Source organism: Pseudomonas sp. Pse35 (assembly GCF_024519715.1).
In the GTDB taxonomy this organism is placed as follows: Bacteria; Pseudomonadota; Gammaproteobacteria; order Pseudomonadales; family Pseudomonadaceae; genus Aquipseudomonas; species Aquipseudomonas paracarnis.
Genome location: NZ_JALJRP010000002.1, coordinates 138,875 through 163,550, shown reverse-complemented (window position 1 = coordinate 163,550; position 24,676 = coordinate 138,875). Strand labels below are relative to the sequence as shown.

18 protein-coding genes are annotated in these 24,676 nt (G+C 60.4%); 5 read left to right on the top strand and 13 right to left on the bottom strand.

Features of this window, described 5'->3' with window-relative positions; translation table 11 throughout:
• Nucleotides 1–121: 121 nt before the first annotated feature.
• Nucleotides 122–319: a PA3496 family putative envelope integrity protein gene (locus OC445_RS01420; protein ID WP_072445664.1), complete on the top strand. Its 198-nt coding sequence runs from the start codon at nucleotides 122–124 to the stop codon at nucleotides 317–319.
• Here the strand turns inward: OC445_RS01420 and OC445_RS01415 are convergent.
• On the bottom strand, nucleotides 249–1,223 hold the full coding sequence (locus tag OC445_RS01415) for a LysR family transcriptional regulator (RefSeq protein ID WP_057975225.1): 975 nt from the start codon (nucleotides 1,221–1,223) through the stop codon (nucleotides 249–251). The genes OC445_RS01420 and OC445_RS01415 overlap by 71 nt on opposite strands.
• Before the next feature lie 194 nt (nucleotides 1,224–1,417).
• Here OC445_RS01415 and OC445_RS01410 point away from each other — a divergent pair, with 194 nt between their 5' ends.
• Nucleotides 1,418–2,833: an acetyl-CoA carboxylase biotin carboxylase subunit gene (locus OC445_RS01410; protein WP_003195732.1), complete on the top strand. Its 1,416-nt coding sequence runs from the start codon at nucleotides 1,418–1,420 to the stop codon at nucleotides 2,831–2,833.
• A gap of 11 nt (nucleotides 2,834–2,844) precedes the next feature.
• Nucleotides 2,845–4,653, top strand: coding sequence for a sodium-extruding oxaloacetate decarboxylase subunit alpha (oadA, locus tag OC445_RS01405; RefSeq protein WP_198790701.1), 1,809 nt, complete (start codon nucleotides 2,845–2,847; stop codon nucleotides 4,651–4,653).
• A gap of 74 nt (nucleotides 4,654–4,727) precedes the next feature.
• On the opposite strand, the gene OC445_RS01400 is transcribed toward oadA, so the two are convergent.
• From OC445_RS01400 to OC445_RS01380, 5 genes are all read right to left on the bottom strand, one after another.
• Entirely contained in the window at nucleotides 4,728–5,663 is a 936-nt protein-coding gene (locus OC445_RS01400) for a hypothetical protein (protein WP_127880328.1), read from the bottom strand.
• Between the two features lie 333 nt (nucleotides 5,664–5,996).
• A complete protein-coding gene (locus OC445_RS01395; RefSeq protein WP_262019917.1) occupies nucleotides 5,997–7,292 on the bottom strand; it encodes an autotransporter domain-containing protein in 1,296 nt (431 codons plus the stop codon).
• Nucleotides 7,293–7,436: 144 nt separating this feature from the next.
• Nucleotides 7,437–10,403, bottom strand: a complete 2,967-nt coding sequence (locus OC445_RS01390) for an autotransporter domain-containing protein (protein WP_262019916.1) — start codon at nucleotides 10,401–10,403, stop codon at nucleotides 7,437–7,439.
• 155 nt (nucleotides 10,404–10,558) lie between these two features.
• Nucleotides 10,559–11,329 (bottom strand): amino acid ABC transporter permease, encoded by a 771-nt coding sequence (locus OC445_RS01385; RefSeq protein WP_014720547.1) that lies wholly within the window; start codon nucleotides 11,327–11,329, stop codon nucleotides 10,559–10,561.
• On the bottom strand, nucleotides 11,326–12,147 hold the full coding sequence (locus tag OC445_RS01380) for an ABC transporter substrate-binding protein (protein WP_054896075.1): 822 nt from the start codon (nucleotides 12,145–12,147) through the stop codon (nucleotides 11,326–11,328). The genes OC445_RS01385 and OC445_RS01380 overlap by 4 nt, the downstream gene beginning before the upstream one ends.
• A gap of 114 nt (nucleotides 12,148–12,261) precedes the next feature.
• Between OC445_RS01380 and OC445_RS01375 the strand changes: the two genes are divergently transcribed.
• The gene (locus tag OC445_RS01375; RefSeq protein ID WP_054896074.1) at nucleotides 12,262–13,164 is read left to right on the top strand and encodes a homocysteine S-methyltransferase family protein; all 903 of its coding nucleotides are present in this window, start codon (nucleotides 12,262–12,264) and stop codon (nucleotides 13,162–13,164) included.
• A 126-nt stretch (nucleotides 13,165–13,290) separates the two neighbouring features.
• Here OC445_RS01375 and OC445_RS01370 read toward each other — a convergent pair whose 3' ends face one another.
• The 3 genes from OC445_RS01370 to OC445_RS01360 are packed head-to-tail and all read right to left on the bottom strand — an operon-like array spanning nucleotide 13,291 to nucleotide 15,054.
• Nucleotides 13,291–13,962 (bottom strand): GNAT family N-acetyltransferase, encoded by a 672-nt coding sequence (locus OC445_RS01370; RefSeq protein WP_034129143.1) that lies wholly within the window; start codon nucleotides 13,960–13,962, stop codon nucleotides 13,291–13,293.
• Between the two features lie 10 nt (nucleotides 13,963–13,972).
• Nucleotides 13,973–14,419, bottom strand: coding sequence for a GNAT family N-acetyltransferase (locus tag OC445_RS01365; protein WP_252949190.1), 447 nt, complete (start codon nucleotides 14,417–14,419; stop codon nucleotides 13,973–13,975).
• On the bottom strand, nucleotides 14,416–15,054 hold the full coding sequence (locus OC445_RS01360; protein WP_197880287.1) for an FMN-binding negative transcriptional regulator: 639 nt from the start codon (nucleotides 15,052–15,054) through the stop codon (nucleotides 14,416–14,418). Before OC445_RS01360 ends, OC445_RS01365 begins: the two co-directional genes overlap by 4 nt.
• 87 nt (nucleotides 15,055–15,141) lie before the next feature.
• On the opposite strand from OC445_RS01360, the gene OC445_RS01355 reads away from it, so the two are divergent.
• Complete coding sequence (locus tag OC445_RS01355; protein WP_262019915.1) at nucleotides 15,142–16,680, top strand: PLP-dependent aminotransferase family protein; 1,539 nt, start codon at nucleotides 15,142–15,144, stop codon at nucleotides 16,678–16,680.
• 5 nt (nucleotides 16,681–16,685) lie between these two features.
• Here OC445_RS01355 and OC445_RS01350 read toward each other — a convergent pair whose 3' ends face one another.
• The 4 genes from OC445_RS01350 to OC445_RS01335 all read right to left on the bottom strand — a co-directional run bounded on the left by OC445_RS01350 (nucleotide 16,686) and on the right by OC445_RS01335 (nucleotide 24,654).
• Complete coding sequence (locus OC445_RS01350) at nucleotides 16,686–21,296, bottom strand: dermonecrotic toxin domain-containing protein (RefSeq protein ID WP_262019914.1); 4,611 nt, start codon at nucleotides 21,294–21,296, stop codon at nucleotides 16,686–16,688.
• A gap of 115 nt (nucleotides 21,297–21,411) precedes the next feature.
• Entirely contained in the window at nucleotides 21,412–22,503 is a 1,092-nt protein-coding gene (locus tag OC445_RS01345) for a polyamine ABC transporter substrate-binding protein (RefSeq protein WP_054896069.1), read from the bottom strand.
• On the bottom strand, nucleotides 22,500–23,534 hold the full coding sequence (locus tag OC445_RS01340) for a histone deacetylase family protein (RefSeq protein ID WP_057975234.1): 1,035 nt from the start codon (nucleotides 23,532–23,534) through the stop codon (nucleotides 22,500–22,502). The genes OC445_RS01345 and OC445_RS01340 overlap by 4 nt, the downstream gene beginning before the upstream one ends.
• A 127-nt stretch (nucleotides 23,535–23,661) precedes the next feature.
• Nucleotides 23,662–24,654 carry an AraC family transcriptional regulator gene (locus tag OC445_RS01335; RefSeq protein ID WP_197900109.1) on the bottom strand — a complete coding sequence of 331 codons (993 nt, stop codon included), beginning with the start codon at nucleotides 24,652–24,654 and terminating at the stop codon, nucleotides 23,662–23,664.
• Nucleotides 24,655–24,676: the final 22 nt, after the last annotated feature.

Here is a 24,676-nt window from a genome sequence, read left to right as displayed (position 1 = left end):
AGCTCCCACAGGGAGTTTGCGTCAATTTCGCAAGATTCATCATCCTGTAATCCCCGCGCCGCCAAACCGTCATCCCCCACGCCCATCCTGTACTCCCCGTACTCGCATTGGGAGACTCCAAATGACCCGGCCCTACGAAGACAGCAACAGCACCGTCAAGACCCGTCGTCAGCAGGAAGACCAGCGCCGCATGGCGTTCCGTCGCGCCATCGAAGACCGTTGCGAGGAGCGCCAGTTGCTCCAGAGCATCAGTGACTACCCGGAACTGCATTGGCAGGCATCCGTGGCTGCCCAGCGAAACGCTCAGCCAGCGCGCTGATCTGCACCCGTTCGCTGCGAATAAAGCCCAGGAACGCATGGGCCACCGGTGACAGGCGTTTAGCCTTGGCCTGCACCAGGCACCAACTGCGGTACAGCGGCAGTTCTTCCACCGGCAGCTCCTTGAGTCCGCCGGTGGCCAGCTCCAGGTTCAAGGCGTGGCGCGTCAGCAATGCCACGCCCAACCCTGCACTCACACATTCACGCTGCGCCTCGGCCGAGGCCACTTCCACCGTCTGGGTGAAGTGCACGCGTTTTTCCTTGAAGTATTCCTCGCAGGCCAGTCGCGTGCCAGAGCCCGGCTCGCGGATGAGCAGGGTATAAGGCTCCAGGTCCTGCAAGCGCAGTGGCCCTTGCAGGCTCAACGGATGATCTGGCAGCGCCACGGCGACAATCGGATTGTTGAGAAACGGCAGGAATTCCAGGCCCATGTCCTGGGGCACCATGGACATGATCACCAGGTCGTCGCGGTTGTCCGAGAGCCGGCGGATCACCTGGGCACGGTTGACCACCGTGAGCTGCAATTGCACTTCCGGATGCTGGCGCTTGAAGGCGGCGAACAGGTGCGGCACGAAATACTTGGCGCTGGACTCCACCGCCAGTTTCAGTTGGCCTTGCAGTGAGCCCTGCATGTCCGACAGCTGCATATCGAGGTTTTCCAGGCGCCCGAAGATGTCGCGGCTGGCCCGTTGCAAAGCTTCGGCGGCCTCGGTCATGTAGAGTTTTTTGCCGACATAGTCGAACAGCGGCTGGCCGATCAGTTCTTCCAGCTGGCGAATTTGCAGGCTGACCGCCGGTTGGGTGAGGGACATTTCCTCGGCAGCACGGCTGTAGGAACGCAAATCACACACTTCATTGAAGATCTGCAATTGACGCAATGTCATACGCATCAATGACTTACGCATTTTATAAAGCCTCGGCCCCTTGGTGTTCCGGCCAACTATAAGTCTTTACTTATACACAGCCCAATAATTATTGATTTTTGTTAATTCTCCTGTGCGCATAGTGTGTGTCTCGCGACTGTCATGAAACATTTGGTCACGCGCCGGCCCGGCTGCAACGGGTCGAAGCACGCAAATCGGCTCAAGGGAATTTCCAAGTGATAAAAAAGATCCTGATCGCCAACCGTGGTGAAATTGCCGTACGAATCGTGCGTGCCTGCGCCGAGATGGGCATTCGCTCGGTCGCGGTTTATTCGGACGCCGACCGCCATGCGTTGCACGTCAAGCGTGCCGACGAAGCCCACAGCATCGGTGCCGAGCCGCTCGCCGGTTACTTGAACCCGCGCAAGCTGGTGAACCTGGCGGTGGAAACCGGCTGCGATGCGCTGCACCCCGGCTACGGCTTCCTGTCGGAAAACGCCGAATTGGCAGATATCTGTGCCGAGCGCGGCATCAAGTTCATCGGCCCCTCGGCAGAAGTGATTCGCCGCATGGGCGACAAGACCGAAGCGCGCCGCAGCATGATCAAGGCCGGTGTGCCGGTCACGCCGGGCACCGAAGGCAACGTTGCCGACATCCACGAAGCCCTCACTGAAGGCGACCGTATCGGTTACCCGGTGATGCTCAAGGCCACCTCCGGTGGTGGCGGCCGTGGCATTCGTCGTTGCAACAGTCGCGAAGAACTTGAACAAGCCTTTCCCCGCGTGATTTCCGAAGCCACCAAGGCCTTCGGTTCGGCGGAAGTGTTCTTGGAAAAATGCATCGTCAATCCCAAGCACATCGAGGCGCAGATCCTCGGCGACAGCTTTGGCAACGTGGTGCACCTGTTCGAGCGTGACTGCTCGATCCAGCGTCGCAACCAGAAGCTGATCGAAATCGCCCCCAGCCCGCAACTGACCCCGGAACAGCGCGCCTACATCGGCGATCTGTCGGTGCGCGCCGCCAAGGCCGTGGGCTACGAGAACGCCGGCACCGTGGAGTTCCTGCTCGCCGAGGGCGAGGTGTACTTCATGGAGATGAACACGCGGGTGCAGGTGGAACACACCATCACCGAAGAAATCACCGGCATCGATATCGTTCGCGAGCAAATCCGCATCGCCTCCGGCCTGCCGTTGTCGGTCAAGCAGGAAGATATCCAGCACCGTGGTTTCGCGTTGCAGTTTCGTATCAACGCTGAAGACCCGAAGAACAACTTCCTCCCAAGCTTCGGCAAGATCACCCGTTACTACGCCCCTGGCGGCCCCGGCGTGCGTACCGACACGGCGATCTACACCGGCTACACCATCCCGCCGTTCTATGACTCCATGTGCCTGAAACTGGTGGTGTGGGCGTTGACCTGGGAAGAAGCCATGGACCGCGGCCTGCGTGCCCTGGACGACATGCGCCTGCAAGGCGTGAAGACCACTGCCGCCTATTATCAGGAAATCCTGCGCAACCCGGAATTCCGTAGCGGCCAGTTCAATACAAGCTTTGTGGAAAGCCACCCTGAGCTGACCAACTACTCGATCAAGCGCAAACCCGAAGAGCTGGCCCTGGCCATCGCCGCCGCCATCGCCGCCCACGCAGGCCTGTGAGGAATATAACAATGAGCAAGAAGATCTTCGTAACCGACACCATCCTGCGCGACGCCCACCAATCGTTGCTGGCCACCCGCATGCGCACCGACGACATGCTGCCGATCTGCGACAAGCTCGACAAAGTTGGCTACTGGTCCCTGGAAGTCTGGGGCGGCGCGACCTTCGACGCCTGTGTGCGCTTCCTCAAGGAGGACCCGTGGGAGCGCCTGCGCCAACTGCGTGCCGCACTGCCCAATACGCGCCTGCAAATGCTGCTGCGCGGCCAGAACCTGCTGGGCTACCGCCATTACAGCGACGACGTGGTCAAAGCCTTCGTGGCCAAGGCGGCGGTCAACGGTATCGACGTGTTCCGCATTTTCGATGCAATGAACGACGTGCGTAACCTGCGCGTGGCCATTGAAGCGGTGAAAGCCGCTGGCAAACATGCACAAGGCACTATCGCCTACACCACCAGCCCAGTGCATACCGTGGAAGCGTTCGTGGCCCAGGCCAATCAATTGGAAGCCATGGGCTGCGACTCCATCGCGATCAAGGACATGGCCGGCCTGCTCACGCCCTACGCCACAGGCGAACTGGTCAAGGCACTCAAAGCCGAGCAGAACCTGCCGATCTTTATCCATTCACACGACACCGCCGGCCTGGCCGCGATGTGCCAACTCAAGGCCATCGAAAACGGTGCCGACCACATCGATACGGCCATCTCCAGCTTTGCCTGGGGCACCAGCCATCCGGGCACCGAGTCGATGGTCGCAGCCCTTAAAGGCAGCGAGTTCGACACCGGCCTCGACCTGGAACTGCTGCAAGAGATCGGCCTGTACTTCTACGCCGTGCGCAAGAAGTACCACCAGTTCGAGAGCGAATTCACCGCCGTCGACACCCGTGTGCAAGTCAACCAGGTGCCGGGCGGGATGATCTCCAACCTGGCCAACCAGCTCAAAGAGCAGGGCGCCCTGAACCGCATGAGCGAAGTGCTGGCCGAGATTCCCCGAGTGCGTGAAGACCTCGGCTTCCCGCCACTGGTAACGCCGACCTCGCAGATCGTTGGCACCCAGGCGTTCTTCAACGTATTGGCCGGCGAGCGCTACAAAACCATCACCAACGAAGTGAAGCTCTACCTGCAAGGCGGTTACGGCAAGGCGCCGGGTACGGTGAACGAAAAACTGCGCCGCCAGGCCATCGGCAGCGAAGACGTGATCGACGTGCGCCCGGCGGATTTGCTCAAGCCGGAAATGACCAAGCTGCGCGGCGAAATCGGCGCATTGGCCAAGTCCGAAGAAGACGTGCTGACCTACGCCATGTTCCCGGACATCGGGCGCAAGTTCCTCGAAGAACGCGACGCCGGCACCCTGGCCCCTGAAGTGTTGTTGCCGATCCCGGAAGCGGGCGGCGTGGCCCGTGCTGGCGGTGAAGGTGTACCGACCGAATTCGTTATCGACGTGCACGGCGAAAGCTACCGCGTGGATATCACCGGTGTCGGTGTAAAGGCCGAAGGCAAGCGTCACTTCTACCTGTCCATCGACGGCATGCCGGAAGAAGTGGTGTTCGAGCCGCTAAACGAATTTGTCAGCAGCGGCGGCAGCAAGCGCAAGCACGCGACCGAACCGGGCCATGTCAGCACGGCGATGCCGGGCAATATCGTCGATGTGCTGGTCAAGGTCGGCGACGTGGTCAAGGCCGGCCAGGCCGTGTTGATTACCGAAGCCATGAAGATGGAGACCGAAGTGCAGGCAGCGATTGCCGGCAAGGTCGCCGCTGTTCATGTGGCCAAGGGCGACCGGGTGAACCCTGGGGAAATCCTGATCGAGATCGAAGGCTGATTACTCAGCCTTCCAACTACCGCTTAAACCTCGGGGGGGCATGTGCCCCCTTTTTTTTGCTGATTTTTTGACCATCAGGCGGTGATTGCCGGGCTCTCCTTGCGTTTGAATTCGACAAAAATGCCCTTCGGGGTGTAGATCAATTCAGGTTCCAGGGTGGTCAGGTTACTGCTGATGGCGCCGAACCTCCCATCAATGGTGGTTGCTTTGGCGATGGGTAGCTGGCGCTTGAGCAACTCGTCGCTCTCTGGCTGTACGTCAAGGTGCAGGGTGGGGTTCCCCAACGTTAATGTGTTGCCGACGTTCAGCACGGAGTGCTGTTGATCCACGCCGATTTTGAAATTCACGCTCGATCCTGGTTTCAGATTCAGATCATTGGTGATCCTTGTCCGCGCCGTAATCGCGGGGTCGAGCAGCAGGGTGCCGGCTACGTTAAGATTGTCGACGTTACCGCCGGAGTAGCTCGCGCCCGGCTCGATATCCATTGTGCCCTTGATCCCACTACGGTTGATCAACGTCGCGTCGCTGTACACCTTGCCTTGTCGGTTGGCGTGCAGTGCACCGGTCAGCTCCCAGGAGCCTTTGCCGACCCACAGATGCTGCATTCTTGTCGCCCCTTCAAAAGTCCCTCCTTCAGCATCGTCGAGAATCACCTGATTGGTGCCACTGCCCCCATCCACTTCGCCGTTGAAACGGCTGCCTTTCTTGATAATCAACAGATCGTCACCGCCTCCCATGTCGAGGGCTACGCCGTTGCCGCCGGTGATAACGCCCTGATTGGTCACTTCATCGGCTTTATTTCCGTCCAGCTTCACACCCGTGCCTGTTGCACCGGTGATGCCCCCTCGGTTATCCAGCCAGACGGAGGTGAGCCCGGAGCTGACCAAGCCATGAACAGGCGCCTTGATCTGTACATCCGGGCTGTTGACGATTTCAACGGCTGTCATGAGGTGGGGGTTAGCCAGGTTGGCGTCGCTTTGGGTCAGTTTGGCCAAGTGGTCGATATTCATACCGTGACTGCTCGCTGAGCCTGGGGTAGTCATGAGTTTGATGGTATGGGTATTGAGCAAGCCATTGGACGGTTGGCTATGGGCAGTCTTGAGCTCGCCAGACATCGCTGGCGGGTGTGCAGGTGGCTCTGCTGGTGTGGCCGGGGTGACGGCAGCGGCGAGGGACTGGGTGCCATGGGCAAACAGCATGCCCATGGAAGGGATATACAAGAATGGCGAGATCATGGTTTCCGGCCTCTTCGGTGTAGGAGGCCGGAGTGTAGCGAGCACAATCACCGGCTTAATGTCAGGCGTTGTAACCGGCTTGAGCGTGAAGTTTCCTCAGTTGCTGTCTTAAAACCCCATCTTCCATTCGCCTACCAGCCCATGGTTACGGCTGTTACTGCCGACCTCAGCGGTGTACGCGACGCTCACTGCCTGGTGAGCAGAAAGGCCTATGTCCAACCCCGTGCGCAGGGCCAGGCTGTCGCGGTTCAGCGAGACGCCATCGACGGTGAAATCACTCTTTTCTCCGGTCAGGTCAATCAGTCGGGAAGATTGCTTCACGCTGCTTTGCACGTCGCTGTAGAGGTGCTTCCAGTGGGTGCTCAAATGCGGGGACAGGCTCATTTTGTTATCAAAACGATAAAGGCTGCCCAAGCGAAGCCCCAGGGTGCTGCTGAGGTTTTGCTGGGTTTGCGCACCGACATTCAACGCCGCAAAGCCGCCTTTTTCCTTGAAGCCTTCACGATGGTAGCGCTGGTACCCCAGGCCTGCGAACGGCTCGACGCTTAACGTATCCTTGCCCAGCTGGTAGCCCATTTCGCCAAACACGGTTTGGCTTTGGGCCGTGTATTTGCCTTTGAGTTGCTCGCGATAACCCAAGAAGTCGATATCGACACCGCGTTTGTTTTGCCCGTCATGGTTGCTGTAGATGGCACCCAGGCGCAGAGCCAGCGGGCCGTCCTGGCGTACGGCGTATGCGCCCAGATGCCAGCTGTCGAGCGCTGCTTTGAAACGCTTGTGGTCAAACTCGCTTTCGGATTTGCCTCCCACCACACCGGCACGCCACGCGTGATCGACTGCCCAGTCGGCGCCCAGAACAACGCCCTTGGTGCTTTGCTGCAACCCGACGCTGCCATATTGGCCGTCAAGTTTGCCGTTGTGGCTGAGGCCTTTTACCCAGATGCGGCCATCGGCATCGTCTGCGACGTTTGCTGGCAGGTCGCGCAGGACCGAGAGCAGCGTGTCGCTGACCTGTTGCGTGCTCATTTGGGTGGCTGCGGCAAGGTTGGCATTCTGGCTGCCCGCGAGTTGCTCGAGGGCCTGAGCGACCTTCCCCGGTGCGAGGTTATTGAGGTATTCGCCGATATTGCCCAGTTCGTACCTGTCCCAGGGGGTGAGTTTGTCTGATTCAAGTAGCGATTTGACCGCCGCGTCCACGGCCAGCGCCAGGCGCTGGCCGTTGCGAGTGTTTGTGTGTTCGGCCAGGTAAAAATCGACGGGGGCGTCTGTCGAAAGGCGATGCAAGACGCCGTCACGATTGATTGACCCGGTCAGTTCTGTGATCCCGGACCGATCGAACACGTGTTCCACGCTTCCCTGCGCTTGGGCAAATTGAATGCTGCTGGCGGCCAGCCCGAAGGACATGACGAGCACGAGTCGCTGTAAGGTGAATGGCATGCAGTCCCAACCTCTTGATTAATGAGGCCGGGAATTTAGGCGAGGTGAGGGGGGGATAACTGTCAGGCCATCGACCCCTGATTTGCGGGAGTTGTCTCTAGTACGGTGCGATTAAAAACTCATCTGCCATTGGCCGGTCAGTGCATGGTTGCGGCTGTTGCCGCCCACTTCGCCTGTATAGCCCAGGCCCAGGCGATGGCGGGCGGATAAGCCCAGGTCCAGGCCCGCTTCCAGCAACAGGCTGTCCCGATCCAGGGCGCTGCCTTGCACATTGAACGCCGTGCCCCCCGCCAGGAAAGCCTGGCCGGTGGTGCTGTCGACATCGCCATAGGTGTGCTTCCAGCCAACGCTGGCGCGGGGTGTGAGGCTGACGCCGTTGTCCAGCTGGCTCAGGTACGCCAGGCGCAGGCCGAAGGTGCTGCTGAAGTTGTCCTGGGTCTGGCCCTTGACGTGTAACGCAGCGGCGCCGCCTTTTTCTTTATAGCCGTCGCGCTGGTAGCGCTGGTAGCCGAGGTTGGCGAACGGCTCTGCGCTCAAGCGACCTGTGCCAAGGGCGTAGCCCAGTTCAGCAAAAGCCTGCTGGCTGTTGGCGTCATAGTCGCCTTTGGGGCGGTCGTTAAAACCGTTGAAGGCCACCGTGCGTTTACTGTCGCCTTGGTGCCCGCTGTAGGCAGCACCCAGGCGCAAGGCCAGTGGGCCACTCTGGCGCAGGGCATAGACGCCGGCGTGCCAGCTGTCGACGCTGCCGTCCACACCGGCGGTGTCCAGGTCGGTCTTGGAATAACCCCCCAGCACACCCAGGCGCCAGTCGCCGTCCAGCGCCCAATCGGCACCGAGCACTGTGCCCTTGGTGCGTTGGGTCAAACCGTCACTGCCGTGCTCGCCGTCGAGCTTGCCGTAGCTGCCGATACCTTGCAGCCACAGGCGGCCGCGGGCGTTCGGGTCATTGAGGTTGCGCACCTCGGCGGGTACGCCGGTGGCCGCCAGTGCGGGTGTGTCTTTGCCGTCCAGCCCCACCAGCAGTCCCGCACCGCCGCCCACCTGGTGCATGGCGGCGAGCATGCTGTTGCCAACTTGAGCACTGGCATTGAGGGTGGCGCTGGTGAGGCTGGCAGTGCTGCTGCCCGCCAGTTGCTCGATGGCTGCACCGGCTGTGGCGGTGGTGGTATTGAGCAGGGCGTTGTACAGCGGATTGTTCGTGCCCAGGCCCGCCAGGCTGCTGGCGGCGCTGGCACCGTTGGCGGTGCTGGCGAACTGGTTGAAGGCGATGTCGTTACGTGTGTACGTGAGGCCGACCTGAGTGGCGCTGTAATCCAGGGTTGGGGTCAGGAAGGCGTAGTCGCTGGTGACCTTGCCAAACGTGCCGTTGACGCTGCCGGCTTGCAGCACGCTGTAATGGCTTTGCCACGGGTAGGTGCCTTCGCCGGGGTTGACCGCCAGGGTCGCGCCATTAAGGTAAGCGGTGCCGCCGACCTTGATCGGTGCGCTACTGCCGTCGGCGTTGACGCCATAGGCGAGGGTCGAGCCGCTGCCCATGCGCAAGTCACGGCTGATGCTGGCGGTACCCAATGCGGTGTTGGTCTGCAGGGTGCCGTTCATCAGCAGGCTGCCCACCGAGCCGCCGCCGGCATACACACCGCCTGCATCGACCGTCACATTACCGGCAATGCCGCCTTGGTTGACCAGCTTGGCACCGCTGGAAATCTCGCCGCCGTCGCTGAAATCACCCTGGCCGGTCAACGTCCAGATGCCTTGCTTGACCTCCAGCCATTCAAGGTTGCGGCTGTCGCCAAAACTGCCCCCTGCGACGTCGTCCAGGGTCAGTCGGTCGTAACCGCTGCCGCCGTCCACTGTGCCGATAAAGCGGCTGCCATTGCGCAAGATCACGTGGTCGTCACCGCCGCCCAAGTCCAGGGCCAGGCCATTGCTGGCACTGATCGTGCCGCTATTGATGACTGTGTCGGCGTAATTGCCGACGAACTTCACACCAAAGCCATCCAGGCCTTGAATCGTGCCGTGGTTCTCCAGGGTGGTAGTCGCAAGCCCGGGCCCGTCGCTGCCGTCGTCCACCAGGATGGCATTGTTGGCACCACTGATCAGCGCGCCCTTGGCGTTGTAGATAGCGCCGCCGCCCAGGGCGATCCCGTCGCTGCCGTTGGCAAAGCCGTTCTTGTCGACACCCCCGGCGCCGACACCCTGGATGACGCCGTAGTTTTCGATATGGGCGATCTTGTCGATGTCCACGCCGTCACCGTCGCCATCCGGTTGCAGCCCGGAGAACGCGCCGGTGATGGTGCCGTGGTTGATCACAGTGCCGTCGCCATCGGAACCAAAGCCCGAGCCGTTGCGGCCGATCACCGTGCCGTAGTTGGTCAGCGTGGCGCCCTCGTCCGTGGTGATGCCATGGCGGCCACCGGAAATCAGGCCGTAATTGGTGACCGTTACGCCGCTGGCGGAGTCGATATCCACGCCATCGAACTTGTCATCGCGGGAGAAGGTGTTGCCGGTGGAAATCTCGCCGTAGTTAGTGATAGTGGCGTTGGCGCCGGTCTTCATGCCGTCGCTGGCCTCCCCGCGAATCAAGCCACCGGCACGGTTGATGATGGTGGTGGTGACGTTGCTGCTGCGCAGCGCATCCAGGTCCAGCCCTTGGCCGGTGGCCGAGCGAATGGTGCCGCTGTTGTCGATCAGCACGCTACCGCTGGCAAAGTTATTGTTGATGCGCAACGCATCATTGGCGCCTTGGATCACCCCGCCAGCAAGGTTGTAAATGCTGTACCTGCGCTCCCCGCTGACACTTCCTGAACTGTCGATACCCCGACCGCCACTGGAGACCAGCTTGCCCGCGTTAGTCACCACCACCCCCGCACCGCGGGTGCCGTCCTTGAGCGTCACCGCCACCCCAGAGGTTGTAATGCTGCCAGGCGCCGACGTGGTCAACGTATCACTGCCCCCCAAGGTTTGCCCCTGGGGGGTAGGCGTGTCGATCTGCAGGGTTTTGGCTGCGGCTGCTTCGATGAAACCACCGCTGGCCAACAGGGTGATGGCGAGCGCGAGGCGTTGAGGAGACGGGGGCATGCTGGGCGACCTTGTTATGGCAAGCGAGTCGACCTGTATAGCGGAGGGGAGTTGCAGGAATGTGTCGAAAAGATGACGACAATGAATATGCAATCTATTGCAGATCCTTGAGCCTATTCAGCCTGAGCGCTGCAATATATTGCACATTCTGCACGTCAACCGCGCCGCACGTAGCCCTTGCCGAAATGCCGCTCCATCCGCGCCTGGATCAATTCGAGCCCCAGGGACATCACCCAATAAATGATCGCCGCCGTCGTGAGCATCTCGATATAGCGGTAGCTTGAGCGGCCATAGGACTGCGCCAGAAACATCACTTCCCACACGCCCATCACGGAGATCAGCGACGAATCCTTGAGCATCGAGATGAACTGGTTAGTGGCCGGCGGGATGATGGTGCGCATGGCCTGGGGGAGGGTCACGTGCCAGAAGATCGCCCTGTCGCGCATGCCCAGGGCCAGCGCAGCCTCGCGTTGACCATGGGGCACGCCGAGGATGCCAGCGCGGAAAATCTCGCTCAGGTAGGCGCCGTAATTCAGTGACAACGCGATGATCCCGGCGACGATGGCGCCTGGCACCAGCCCCAATTGCGGCAGGCCCAGGTAGATCAACAGGATCTGGATCAGTAGCGGCGTGCCGCGAAAGAACGAGGCGTAAAAACTGGCAATGCCGAACGCCACGGCACTTTTGGACAGGCGCCCCAACGCGGTGATAAAGCCCAGCACCGACGACGCGACAATGGCGCACAGGCACAAAAACAGCGTCAGCGCCGCACCTTGCAGGAAGCCGTTGGGCGCAAGGTGCAGGCCGACCAGGTTGGGCAGCTTGTCGAGGATGATCGAGAACTTCAGGTCAAAGCTCAGGAAAAAACTCGCAAACAGGGCGAACAGCGCCGCCCAGGTCAGGTAAAGCCGTAGGCGAAAACTCATCGGCTTATATCGGCGCCGATCCATTTTTGCGACAGCGCGCTCAAGGTGCCGTCCTGCTTGAGCTGGGCGAAGACCTCACGCACTTTGCTGTCCCACTGCGGGTCGCCTTTCTCGATGGCCACCGAGTTGGGCTCCGAGTACAGCGGCGCACCGGCGAGCTTGAAACGCGTGTCCTGGGTCAGGCGCGGCTGCGCGGTGACCAGGTTGGTGAGGATCGCATCCAGGCGCACGCCAGCGCCCAGGCCCAGATCCTGGAACGCCACGTTGTCGGTGTCGTACGGTGCGATCTGCACCTCCTCGAACGGGTACTGCAACTGCGTGTCTTCGGCGCCTTCGATCACCAGGTTCTTGTTCAGGTAGCTTTCGTAGCTAGAGGCGCTGGTGAGGCCGACTTTCTTGCCGCTCAGGTCCTTGGCTTCGTGGATGCGGTCGTCCTTGGCATTGACCACAATCACGGCGGGCGAGGCGTAGTACTCCACCGGGAAGTCGAACACCTCGGCGCGTGCCTTGCTTGGGGTCATGGAACAGATGCAGATGTCGTAGCGCCCGCTCCAGCGGCCGGCGGCGATCACGTCCCAGGACGGGGTTTCCAGGCGCAACTTCACGCCCAGTTTTTGCGCCACGGCCTTGGCCACGTCCACGTCGAAACCGTCGAGCTGATTCTGGTCATTGAGAAATGAAAACGGTGGATAGCTTTCCATCAGCACGCCGACCAGCTCTTTCTTCTGCTCGACACGATCCAGCGTGGCACCGCCAAAGGCTTGGGTTGAAGCAGCCAACATCGTCAGGCCCAGGGCCAACAGCGGTCTGAATTTCAAAATCGAACACCTGAATAAAAAAGAGGTTGTTATTAACCGAACGGTACGCATTAAATAGTTATAAGAACGACTCTCATAGTGAGTTATTTTCATAAGCATATGAGTAAAAAGCATATGGGCGCAGTAAGCACAGTAATTCTCGATGGTGGCATGGGCCGTGAACTGCAACGCCGTGGCGCGCCGTTCCGTCAGCCGGAATGGTCGGCACTGGCCTTGAGCGAAGCGCCGCAAGCGGTGGAGGCGGTGCACGCGGCCTACATCGACAGTGGTGCCAATGTGATCACCAGCAACAGTTACGCGGTGGTGCCGTTCCACATTGGCGAAGCGCGGTTTGCCCAAGAAGGGCAGGCGCTCGCCGCCCTGGCCGGTGAGTTGGCGCGACGGGCGGTGCAGGCCTCCGGTAAAGCCGTGCAGGTAGCCGGCTCACTGCCGCCGCTGTTTGGCTCTTATCGCCCAGATCTGTTCCAGGCCGAGCGCGTCAGTGAGTTGCTCACCCCCTTGGTGAACGGCCTGGCGCCGTATGTCGATCTGTGGCTGGCGGAAACCCAGAGCTCAATCGCTGAAGCGCGTGCGATCCATGCCGGGTTGCCGAAAGATGGCAAGCCGTTCTGGCTGTCGTTTACCTTGAAAGACGAAGACACCGACGAGGTGCCGCGCTTGCGCTCCGGCGAACCGGTGGCGGACGCAGCCGAGGCGGCGGCGCAACTGGGCGTGCAGGTATTGCTGTTCAACTGCAGCCAGCCGGAAGTGATCGGCGCGGCCATTGATGCGGCGCGGGCAACTTTCGAACGATTGGGTGTAGCGATTCAGATCGGCGCCTACGCCAACGCTTTCCCACCGCAACCCAAGGAAGCCACGGCCAACGATGGTCTGGACCCGTTGCGCGACGACCTCGACCCGCCCGGTTACTTGCAATGGGCGGCCGATTGGCAAGCGCGCGGCGCTAGCCATTTGGGTGGGTGCTGCGGCATCGGACCGGAGCATATTGCGGTGCTGGCCCAGAAGTTGGCTGGCTGAGCCTAAGTTCCGAGAGTCGCCACCCTCCAATGTGGGAGCTGGCTTGCCTGCGATGGCATCAACTGGTTTGCCTGATACACCGAGGTGTCTGTATCGCAGGCAAGCCAGCTCCCACACATGTGAGCATTAATCCCGACACTCTGTGAGTGTCTTCAACTGGCCCGAACCACTCTGGTTCGCCTCCGACAACCACGCCTCAAACCCGGCACCGACCTTCGGCCATTCCGAATCCAGGATCGAATACCACGCCGTATCGCGGTTCTGCCCCTTGACCACCATGTGCTGGCGGAACACCCCTTCAAAACTGAACCCCAAGCGCTCGGCTGCGTACTTGGACCGCGCGTTGCCGTTGTTGCACTTCCACTCCAGCCGACGGTAGCCCTGCTCGAACGCATACTTGGCCAGCAGGTACACCGCTTCGGTGCTTTTCGGCGAGCGCTGCATGGGTGCGCCGAAGGTGACGTGGCCGATTTCGATACGGCCTTGCGCCGGGACGATGGACATCAGGCTGAGGATGCCCTGAACCTGGCCCGTCGCACGGTCGATCACGCTGAAAAAGTACGGGTCGCTGTGGGCGGCGTGATTGTTCAACCAGGCGTCGAAGGCACTGCGCTCGGTGAACGGGCCGTAGGGCAAGTAATCCCACAGCTTCGGATCGGCCCCTGGGCCGTCAAGGGCTTGCCACAGTTGATCGGCATGGCGCGCCGGGTCGAGCTTTTCCAGGTGGATAAAACGCCCTTCAAGCAGTTGCGCAGTCGGCGCCGGGACGCCTTTCCAATCAGCGAGGGAATTGATCATGCAGTGCTCCTTAAAGACCTTTGCGAAATTGGATGAAGCCTGGGCGTTCGGCGATGCGCTCATACAGCTGGATCGCCGTGGCGTTGGTCTCATGGGTCAACCAGTGCACCTTGCAGCAGCCATCGGCCTTGGCGGTGGCGTAGACGAATTCGATCAGCTTGCGACCGACGCCTGTGCCACGTTGGGCTGGGTCAACCAGCAAGTCCTGCAGGTAGCAGGAGTTCTCGATGCTCCAGTTGGAGCGATGGTAGATGAAGTTGACCATGCCCACCGCCTTGCCGTCCTGCCAGGCCAGTGCCGAATGGGTCGGCTCGCTGGCGTCGATCAGGCGTTGCCAGGTGCTTTGGCTGACGGTGTCCGGCAGTTCGGTGTTGTAGAACGCCAAGTAGGCCTGCCATAGCGGCAGCCAAGCGGCTTGGTCGGCGGCTGTAACTTGGCGAATGTCGATCAAGCTCATTCTGAAACTCCTTGGGGAATAAAGCGGGCGAGGGTCTGGTCACGTACATCGGCACTGGCGGCCAGGCCGTCACGCACACCGGCCATGTCGGCGGCGCTGCGGTTCTGGCTGAGCTTGCGTTTGCCCACCAGGCGCTCGATCGGCAAGGCAAAGCCGACGATGGCCTTGAGCATGCCGTCAATGTAGTCCGCCGGTGCGTCGCTGACACGCCAGGGTTGGGCGCGGCTGCTTTCATGGCGGTCGGTGAGGGCGGTGACCACCTTGAGCAAGCGCTCGGCGTCGCTGAATACCGCAGGCGTGCCATAGGCGTGCACGGCGATGTAGTTCCAGGTCGGGACCACTTTGCCGTGCTCGGCCTTGGCGGGGTAAAACGCCGGGCTGATATAGGCGTCGGCACCGGCGAAGATCACCAGCGCTTCACCGCCATTTTGCAGCTCGCGCCATTGCGGGTTGGCTTTGGCCAAGTGACCGTACAGCGTGCCATTGGGCCCTTCATCGGGGTTGAGCAGCAAGGGCAAGTGGCTGGCTTGCAGGCCGTTTTCACCCACGGTTACCAACTGCGCCAGACGGGTGTGCTGGATCAGTTGCTGGATTTCGGGCAAGTCATCGAGAGCAAAGGCGCGGGGTGTGTACATGGAGATTTTCCTTGGCGAATGCCTGCATCCTAGGCAGGCTATTGGTTCGTTGTAAGAGCCATCTCGCGCTATTTTCATAGGTCCAATATGCCGCCTGTTTCGCCACCGCTGTCCTTCAACCCCGCCGGTATCGAGCTGGACCGCCGCCAGGGCCTCACGCGCCAGCTTTATGAGGCCCTGCGCCAGCGGGTATTGGATGGGCGATTGGTCAGCGGCACGCGGTTGCCCGCAACCCGCGATTTGGCGACAGCCTTGTCGATTTCCCGCAACAGCGTGGTGCGCGCCTACGACCAGTTGTATGCCGAAGGGTTTATCGAGAGCCGGGTGGGTGATGGCACCTATGTTGCCCAATTGCCGATGCCCCAAAAACTATCCACAAAAGTATCCACAGGGTTGTCAACAGGCTTATCCCCAGGGTTATCCACAAAATGCGCAAATTTACCTGAGGATTTGGATGACGAAGTTATCCACAGTGCCGGGTTGGCGCGGGTAAAAGACCACCACCTGCCTCAGCCGCCTTCGGGGCCGCCTCGGGCATTTCGCGTGGGCGTACCCGCCTTCGATCTGTTCCCGTTTGAGGTATGGGCCAAGCTGAATGGGGCGTTCTGGCGCAAACCCGACCTGGAACAGCTGTGCTATGGCGACCCGGCAGGTGATGGCCGCCTGCGCGGTTTGATCGCCGCGTACCTGCGCAGCTCGCGTGGCATGCAATGCACGGCTGAACAAATTGTGATCACCAGCGGCGCACAGCAGGCCATCAGCCTTTGTGCACAGTTGCTGGTGGAGCCTGGGGATGGCGTGGCGGTGGAAAACCCTGGCTATCGCGCGGCCGGCCATGCATTCGCTTTGGCCGGCGGGCGACTGCACGGCGTGCCGGTGGACGGTGAGGGTATGGATTGCCAAGTGCTCAGTACCCTCAATGATTGCCGCGTGGCGTATGTCACGCCTTCCCATCAGTATCCGCTGGGCGTGGTGATGAGCCTGGCACGCCGCCTGGAGTTGCTGGCCTGGGCCGAACATTCAGGCGGTTGGATCGTGGAAGACGATTACGACGGCGAGTACCGCTACAGTGGTGCGCCGCTGTCACCGTTGGCTGCGCTGGATCGCAGTGGCCGCGTGCTGTACGTGGGCACCTTCGGCAAGGTGGCGTTCCCGGCGTTGCGCCTGGGTTACCTGGTGTTGCCACCGGGCCTGGTGCAAGCCTTCACCCGGCGCCGCGCGGTGGATGTGCGTCACTCCGAAGTCAGCACCCAGGCGGTGATGGCCGAGTTCATGGCGGCGGGGCATTTCCAGCGGCACATTCGTCGGATGCGCCGTGCTGCGTTGAGCCGACGCAATGCCTTGTTGGCTGGATGGCCAGAGGCATTAGCCGGTGTTGGCCCATTGCCCAACGTTGCAGCGGGGCTGCACTTGACGGTGCGTGTCGACAGCGTGTCCCGCGAGCAACAATTGCTAAAGCAAGCTCATGCAGTCGGTGTAGAGATCAACGGCTTGAGCACCTATTGGCTGCCAGACTCCAGCACACCGCCGGACCAACGCGCCGGCCTGGTGCTGGGGTTTGCTGCCGTGCCTGAGTCGGGCATTGCGCAGGCGCTGGAGCGTTTGCGTCTGGCTTGGCTGCCATAAGCCGATCAGGTGTTGAAGAACAGCGACTGGGCCAGTTGGGCGCCGATGCTGCTGCGATGGATTTCAATCATGTCCCAGTCACTGGGGCCGGTGCGCTGATAGGCACCGCCTAGACGTTGTTGCTCGCGGGTCTTGAGGTGATCCTTGGTGAAGTTTTCCAGCGCGGCATCTTTTGTTTCATAGTGAAAGTGCGCGTACCACAGCACAGTGCCGTTTTCTTTGTCGCGAATCTCGTACTCGTCCAGATAGTCCTTTTTGGGCCCCTTGAGGGGGCGGCGGCTGATGACCTTGACGATGCGGATCAACCCTTGGCTGTTGAGCCAGTCAACCCGTTCGGCGGTTGGCGCTTGATGCTTGATCATGTCGATGTAGTGTTTTTTACCAAGCCGATAGAGGCGTTGCGCCGCGTCGTTGAGCTGGCGCTTGGTTGAGGCGGCAGAAGCGTGATCGCTTTCAGTAAGATTGCGCTGGGTCAGGGCTTCTTCGATATCGTTTGAGGCTTTTTCCAGCGCCTTTGCATGATCATCGAACATGTCTTGAATATCCTGCGGCGCATGCCAGGGTTTCCTGGAGAAACCCTGGTATTTACGGGTTTCAGCTTGTTCGCCATCCAATAGCGCTTGCCCCGTGTTGATGCTGGTGTCCAGATCCACAGCTACCGGTGCGCTTGGCTGCGATGGGGCTTTCTGCCGTTTAACCCAGACTCCCGGTGCCTTCTCATGAAACGTGGCGAGCACCTTGCCGGTCATGTGTGCCTTGACGTCGACCAACGAACTGTCTGCTTCGCGGGGCTCACCCATCACCAAGCCGTGATGACGTGTCTTGATCACTTTACGCCTTGGGGCGGGCTCGGCCCTGGAGCTGCCGGGCTTGGGCTGCTGGGCTTTTTTCTCTCGCAGCAGGTAGGCCAGGTCGTGGATGGCCCGTTGGCTGAACTCGCTTATTTGCAGGCGAAAACGTTCGAGGCGGGGTTTGAGCAAGTGCTGCGGGTAATCGGCATGCAGATCCAGCAGGCGTTGGTCGGCGCTGGAAAATTGCTGAACGAGGCTGTTGAGCACCTCGATACGATTATCCAGCGAGGCGCCATTACCGCGTTCAATAATCTCACTGAAACTTTCAACGTTGATTTCGGCTGAATCGACGATCTGGCCCATTCGCTCACGCACGGTGGCTGGAACCTGGCTTTGCGTCTCATCGATACACAAGTAACGGCCCAAGCCAATCTCAAGAGATTTGAGTTCAATGAGCGTGAGCTGCGGCAACTCTCGTATGGTTTTACGAATGATAGCCGCGCCTTCATCTCCCAGGGTTTTAAGTTCATTGAAGCGGTCGTTGATGAATTCCAGCCGCCTGATGATGCCAAGGTTCTGAGTGGACAGGGTTTTTGCGATTTTTGCCTGGTTTTTATAGTCAATGTCTACCTCGGCATCAAGAACCGGCAACGACGCCTTCAAGGCTTTCTTGTAGCTCTTCACCTGTTGCTCCATGGCTATTTGTGTCAGTTGCACCTGTTGTTTCAGGTAACCGCTCATGTTGCTCTGGTAGGTGGGTACGGTGTCGATGATGCTCAAGGACTTCAGCTGGCTGATCGCTTCGTCGTACGCCGCCAGCCGCCTGTCGACCTTGTCGATGAACGCTGTACGCTGCAGGTCCGTGGACGGCCCCGGGGTAGCGTCCAGCGCGGGCTTTGATTCAAGCACGTCCAGTTGTTGACTGGCGGCGACGGCGTCAAAGGCGTTGAGCTGCCTCTTGAGTGCTGCAATGCGCGCAGGCTGATCGACCTTGACCGCCCGCCGGCGGTTTCTAAGACCGCCGCCGCGCAGTCGCAGGCGGATGTCGACAAACCACTGGCCCGCCAGGTTGCCGATCAGCGGCGGGCCTGTACGCAAGGGAGATTTGGAGTCGATGATAATGACACTGTCGTTGTCATCCACGATGACTTCGAACCAGCGCTCACCAACGGGTGCAAACCACCGATCCGCGAGTGGATAGAGATTGAGGTGGCGGCCGGGGGTTTTATTTTGCTCGCCAAGCTTATCGGGTTTGGCAACATTAAAACTGTCGAGTGTTCTGGCCAGTCCCAGGCGACTATGGCTCAGGGCGCCGCGCGTGTGTACGGCACCTTCATGCTTGGCAGGTAGTTGATTGTCGGGAATATCCGGTTGCTGCACGCAGGTATATTTTTTCTCGGCAACCGGCGGTTTGCTCACCGTTTCGATTGTCGTTTGTTCGGATTCAGGCTCAATCCTGGCCGCATCGAACTGCTTTCGAGGTCGCGGATGGCGCAGGGCTATATGCAGAGTCAGCGCCATTCCCAGGTTGAGGAATACATCCACCAACGCAGTCCAGGCCGTTGAGTGGTCATCCTTGTTCACGGCCTCCTCGGCAGCTTGCAGGTCGTCCATGATTTGCCAGATCCAGGCGGCGACTCCCAGGGTGCGGCCCATGAACGGCAGCGCGGCACTGAATATTTGCCAACCTGCATGTCGAAAGGTCGCCCACCGTTTCTGTACGTTGGATACCGACTGGCGTGTTGCCAATTCGACCATGGCATTGGCATTGGCCTTGAACAGCGTCGCTAACGCGTCATTGCCTATTTCTTCGTTGGTCAGCGTCACGGGGCCGCTCATGTACAGCACGGTAAGCGGCTCGACCAGTGCGCGCACCACGGTCCAGGGCGAGGGAAGGGTGTCGGGGAACACATATTGTGCATAGTTGAAGCGTTGCGCGTCGGGCAGCCAGGCCAGCACTGACTCGCGCAAGGTACGGTCATGTTTGATGGCGTACAGCAGGTTTTGCCGCGATGCAAATTGCATCAGCGTCGGTTCGAGCAGGGGCCGATAAAGCTCGCAGGGGCCGGCGTCGGAATGCCTCGGGCCGATCACGAACATATTGGCGACCACGTCTTGCTCATGGCCGGGGCGCAAGGTGGGCACAAAGGCCAGGCAGCGAATGACAATGGGCTGCCCATCTACTTTGCGCTCCTGTTCTTCGTTGTGCATCACCGCGGCGATGTAGCGGTAACCGCGTTCATCGACGCCGCCCTGGCCGCGGATTTTCATCTGCAAGGCCAGCAGTGGCAGTTGCACCTGAAGGTGGCGGGTGTAGATCTGCTGTCGATGGCGCGATTGCAGCGGATCATCGAGCAGTTTTTGTTTGACCAGGGCTGGGTAGTTCTGGCCTATATCAATGTCTTCTATGACGTCTTTCAGAAAGCGGTAAGTCAGCCAGGTGGGTACACCGTTGTCCTTGCCGTTGTAGTGCACGGTCGCGTTGCCGGTAGGCAAGCCGGTAAGGTTTTCCAGGGCCAGGTCGATCAGGTCACGACGAGTGATGTCGACGGCACCCGGAATGACAAATGTGCCCCACAGAACCGGGCTTTCAATCACAACCTCGACCTTATCCAGATTCAGACTCACGCCCTTTTCCGGGACGCGGATATGGCTGTGCAACTGAGTCCGGGCATAGTCACGAATAGACGGAATGCCGTCCTGGAATGTTTCGCCGTGGTAATGGGTGTGCAGTTGGGCCAGGTCGATCATATAGCGGCTGTAGGCGGCGGTATCGGAGTCCGTCGCCGAGGTCAGCCAGTCCGGGAGTTGTTGGTGAATCTGGCGAATATTCGACAACTGGTGATCGCTCATCTCTTCGATGCTCGGCACGATCCGGGCGACAGTTGGGGCGGGCGGCTGATCCTGCAGGCCGGCCCCGCCGAGGCTGCCAATGACCTGGATTTGCAGCGAGATCAGCGTGCAGGCCAGCGCATCGAAGAAGTTGCCATCAGGCTCGTACAAGCGCCATTGCAAGGTAGCGTCCTGCTCTGGTGCATTCAGCCTTGCCGGCAGCGAAGCACCGAACTGGGCCAATGACTCGAACGTCTCATACCCGCTCACAAGCGAGTGCGTCAGCACCATCGGGCGGTTCTCGTGTTCGCCCACCAATACGGTAAGGTCCAGGAAGTAGAGGTGGGTAGACTGGCCATCTTCAAGAATATCCACGTCAACCAGGTAGGCATGGGTTTTATAGGGGTCTTTCAGCGAGCGCCTGGCTCGGTCGGGCTCATGAAAAACCGTGCGGGCCATGGCGCATTCGTGCTCATCCAGACCTTGCTCTTCGGTGATGTTCCACACGTTTCTCAACGCGCTGGAGAAGGCCTGCCAGCGTGGGCCGGCTGCGCCATTGGACGCGTTCCAGAAGTCCAGCTGCTGCTCCTGGAACGCGGCGAACAGCAGGTCTGATAACTCGTTGATCAGACGTGCAATGGCATCGATTTTCACCGCGAGGTGTACGGGAGCCGTAGCGTTGGGTTGTAGCGTGAGGAAGTGTTGACCGTCGAGGTAGGTCACCCTGTCGCTGGACAGTGCCTGATGAGCAAGCACCGAGGTGAGTGATTCCACAGTAGCGGGCGCGCGCTCGACGGCGTTACCGACCACCTCCCATTGAGGGCTGACTACCACGGCCAGATCGGGGTCGATATTCAGGTTGGGATACAGCTCTTTGAGTGCAGAGCGCAGTGTGGCGGCGGCAACTTCCCGGGCGGTGGGGCCGGTGGTTAACTGGGTAAGCAGTTCATAGGTACTGGGCGGGCGGTGATTATTAGCGGTGTCATTGGGCATGTGCAGCTCCTCTGCATTCGATGGCCCGGACGGGCTTCGCAAATGAGCAAAGTAGCGAGCTGCGTTGCGTCGAGGGCGGTAGATACGTCGAGGCGCATCTACGCCCGCCAGTGTTTCACGTGCCGGATTTGATCTTGGTCCAGGCTCTGGTCCTGGCGCGCTCCGCATCACGCCCCAGAGGCTTTAACGTATACAACGTCGCCATCGCCGCTTCGGTCGGGTAGAGGTTGGGGTTGTTGCGAATGGTCGGATCGACTCGTTCGGTCGCGTCCTTGTTAGGGTTGGGATAACCGACAAAATCGCTGATGGGCGCAATAACCTCGGGCTGTAGCAAGTAGTTGATAAAGGTATAGGCGTCCTGTGGGTTTTGCGCGCCCTTGGGGATGGCGAGCATGTCGAACCAGATCGGCGCGCCCTCTTTGGGCAGGCGCATGTCCACGGAGACGCCGTTTTTTGCCTCTTTGGCACGGTTGGCGGCCTGGGAGAAACTGCCGGAATAACCCACCGCGACACAGATGTCGCCATTGGCGATGTCGGCCATGTACTTGGACGAGTGAAAGTAAGTGATGTACGGGCGGATCTTCATCAACAGCGCTTCGGCCTTGTCGTAGTCCTTGGGGTTGCTGCTGTTGGGGTCCAGGCCCAAGTGCTGCAACGCCAGGGGCAGGATCTCCGAGGGCGAGTCCAGCAGTGCGACGCCGCATTGCTTGAGCTTGCTGATGTTCTCTTCCTTGAAGATCAGGTCCCAGCTGTCCACGGGGGCGTTGTCGCCCAGGGCCGCCTTGACCTTGGCTGGGTTGAAGCCGATCAGGATGGTGCCGTACATGTAGGGCACGGCGTATTGATTGCCGGGGTCGTTGGCTTCGATCAGCTTCATCAGTTTGGGGTCAAGATGGTTCCAGTTCGGCAACTGGCTGCGGTCCAAGGGCTGGAACACGCCGGCTTCGATCTGTTTGGCCAGGAAAACGTTGGACGGTACCACCACGTCATAGCCGGAGTTGCCGGTGAGCAGTTTGGCTTCCAGGGCTTCGTTGGTGTCGAAGATGTCGTACACCAGCTTGATCGACGGGTGCTGGGCCTTGAAGTCTTCCAGCGCCTTGGGCGTGATGTAGTCGAACCAGTTGTAGACCTTCAGGGTTTTTTCTTCGGCCTGGGCTGCGCCGCTGACAACCACGGCGCACAGGGCGAGCGACTTGAGTATGTTCATTGGGCTGCTTCCTCGAAACCTTCCAGCACGTTGACGGCGTTGATGCCGATTTCTTCCACCGCGTAGCCGCCCTCCATCACGAACAGCGTGGGTTTGCCCAGGCGGGCAATGCGTGCGCCCATGGTCAGGTAGTCCGGGCTGTCGAGCTTGAACTGCGAGATAGGGTCGTCCTTGAACGTGTCCACGCCCAGGGACACCACGATGATGTCGGCGGCGTAGCACTCGATTTCGGCGCAGGCCTGTTCCAGCGCGGCGCTCCAGGCCTGCCAGCCGGACCCGGCCGGCAACGGATAGTTGAAATTGAAACCCGCGCCTTCGCCTTCGCCATGCTCATCGGCATAACCGAGGAAGAACGGAAACTCTGCCTCCGGATGGCCGTGAATCGAGGTGAACAGCACGTCGCTGCGCGCGTAAAAAATGGACTGCGTGCCGTTACCGTGGTGGTAGTCCACATCGAGGATCGCGATCTTTTTGCAGCCCTGATCAAGGAATGCCTGGGCTGCGATGGCCGCGTTGTTGAGGTAGCAATAACCGCCCATCAAATCGCTGGCGGCGTGATGCCCCGGCGGGCGGCACAGCGCGAAGGCACTGTGGGCGCCTTGGGCGATAGCGGCCTGGGCGGTGAGGGCAACTTGTGCTGCGCTGTAGGCCGCTTGCCAGGTGCCGGCGGTGATCGGCGCACCACCGTCGAAGCTGTAATAGCCCAACTGGCCGTGCAGGCTGGTGGGCATCACGCGGCGCAACGTGCGCGCAGGCCAGGTGTAGGGCAACAGATCGCCGTCCTGGCCGTATTCGGTCCAGCGCTGCCAGGCGCCTTTGAAGAAGTCGAGGTAGTCGAGGCTGTGGATACGTTGCAGCGGTGCCAGGCCGAAGTCCAGCGGCGCTTGCACGGGCCCCAGCTCCCGCGTCTTGACCCGTTGCAGCACATGGTCGGCGCGCGAGGGCATTTCGAAGCAGGGCATCAGTTGCCCGTCCATCAGTTCACAGCGGCCATGGTGCAAATGATGATCGTCCGAGTAGATCGTCAGCATGTTGTTGTTCTCCGAAGGCTTTGGGGTATGCCTTGCAGTGTTGCCAGACGCCGGGTTTTGGAGAACGGCAGGAGCGGCCAAAAGGGGATCGATATGGCCAATGTGTCTGTCCGCTATTCGCCCCTTGCTAAGGCCTGAACTGACTCGGCGCCACACCACTCCAGCGCACGAACGCATGCCTGAAGCTCGCGGTCTCGCTGAAGCCCAGTTGCTCGGCGATCCGGTAGATCGGCAGTTCATCCTCCCCCAGCAAATGTTTGGCGCGTTCGAAGCGTAGTTCGTCGAGCAACTCCTGATAGCTGCAGCCCAAATCATGCAAATGCCGGCGCAGGGTACGTGCTGAACAGTTCATCTGCCCTGCCAGTCCCTCCAGGCCCGGAGCGGCATTCAGTTGCGCGGCCAGTAACAGGCGCACACGCCCCAGCCAGGCCTGGCGACCGGTGAACTCGGCATTCTGCCGCCGGCAGCGTTCCACCATGGCGCAGTGGGTGACGGCGTCGGCCAGCGGCAGGGGTTGATCGAGCCAGTCACGGTCGAACGCAAAGGCATTGCTGGCGGCGCCAAATTGCAGCGGGCAGTCGAAGCGTTCGGCGTAGCGTGCTCGATAGTCGGGCGCTGGGTATTCAAAGCGCGCGCCGAGTAATGGCAGTGGTTGGCCGAGCAGATCGTCGCCGATGACTTTCAGCGAGAGCAGGCAGAACTCGACATTGAAGGCGTGCAGGGCTTGATCTTCGCGATAGTCACTGGCGCTGAACCAAACACGCTCGCCGTCCTCCTCCAGGCTCAGTTCAAAAAGTGTTCCCAACAGCGCCGGGTAGCGCAGGGCCAGGCGCAAAGCGTCACCGAAGGTGGCACTGGTGAGCAGTGCATAACCGAGCATGCCGTAGGATGACACATGCATGCGCCGGCCCAGTTCCAAGCCGATACCCCGGCGCAACGCCACGGCGTTGGCGCATACGCGCATTTCCTGATGAGTGGTAATACGCGTATCGGCGCGGCCCAGGTCGGCGCTGCTGATGCCACTGCCGGCCAGCAGGGTTTGGCTGGGTATGCCGTCAGGCTTGAACGTCTCCAGTATCAGCGAGACCGCATTGAGGGTGGTCAGGTGTGAATGCAGCATGATCGATTCCAGCCTGGGTTTG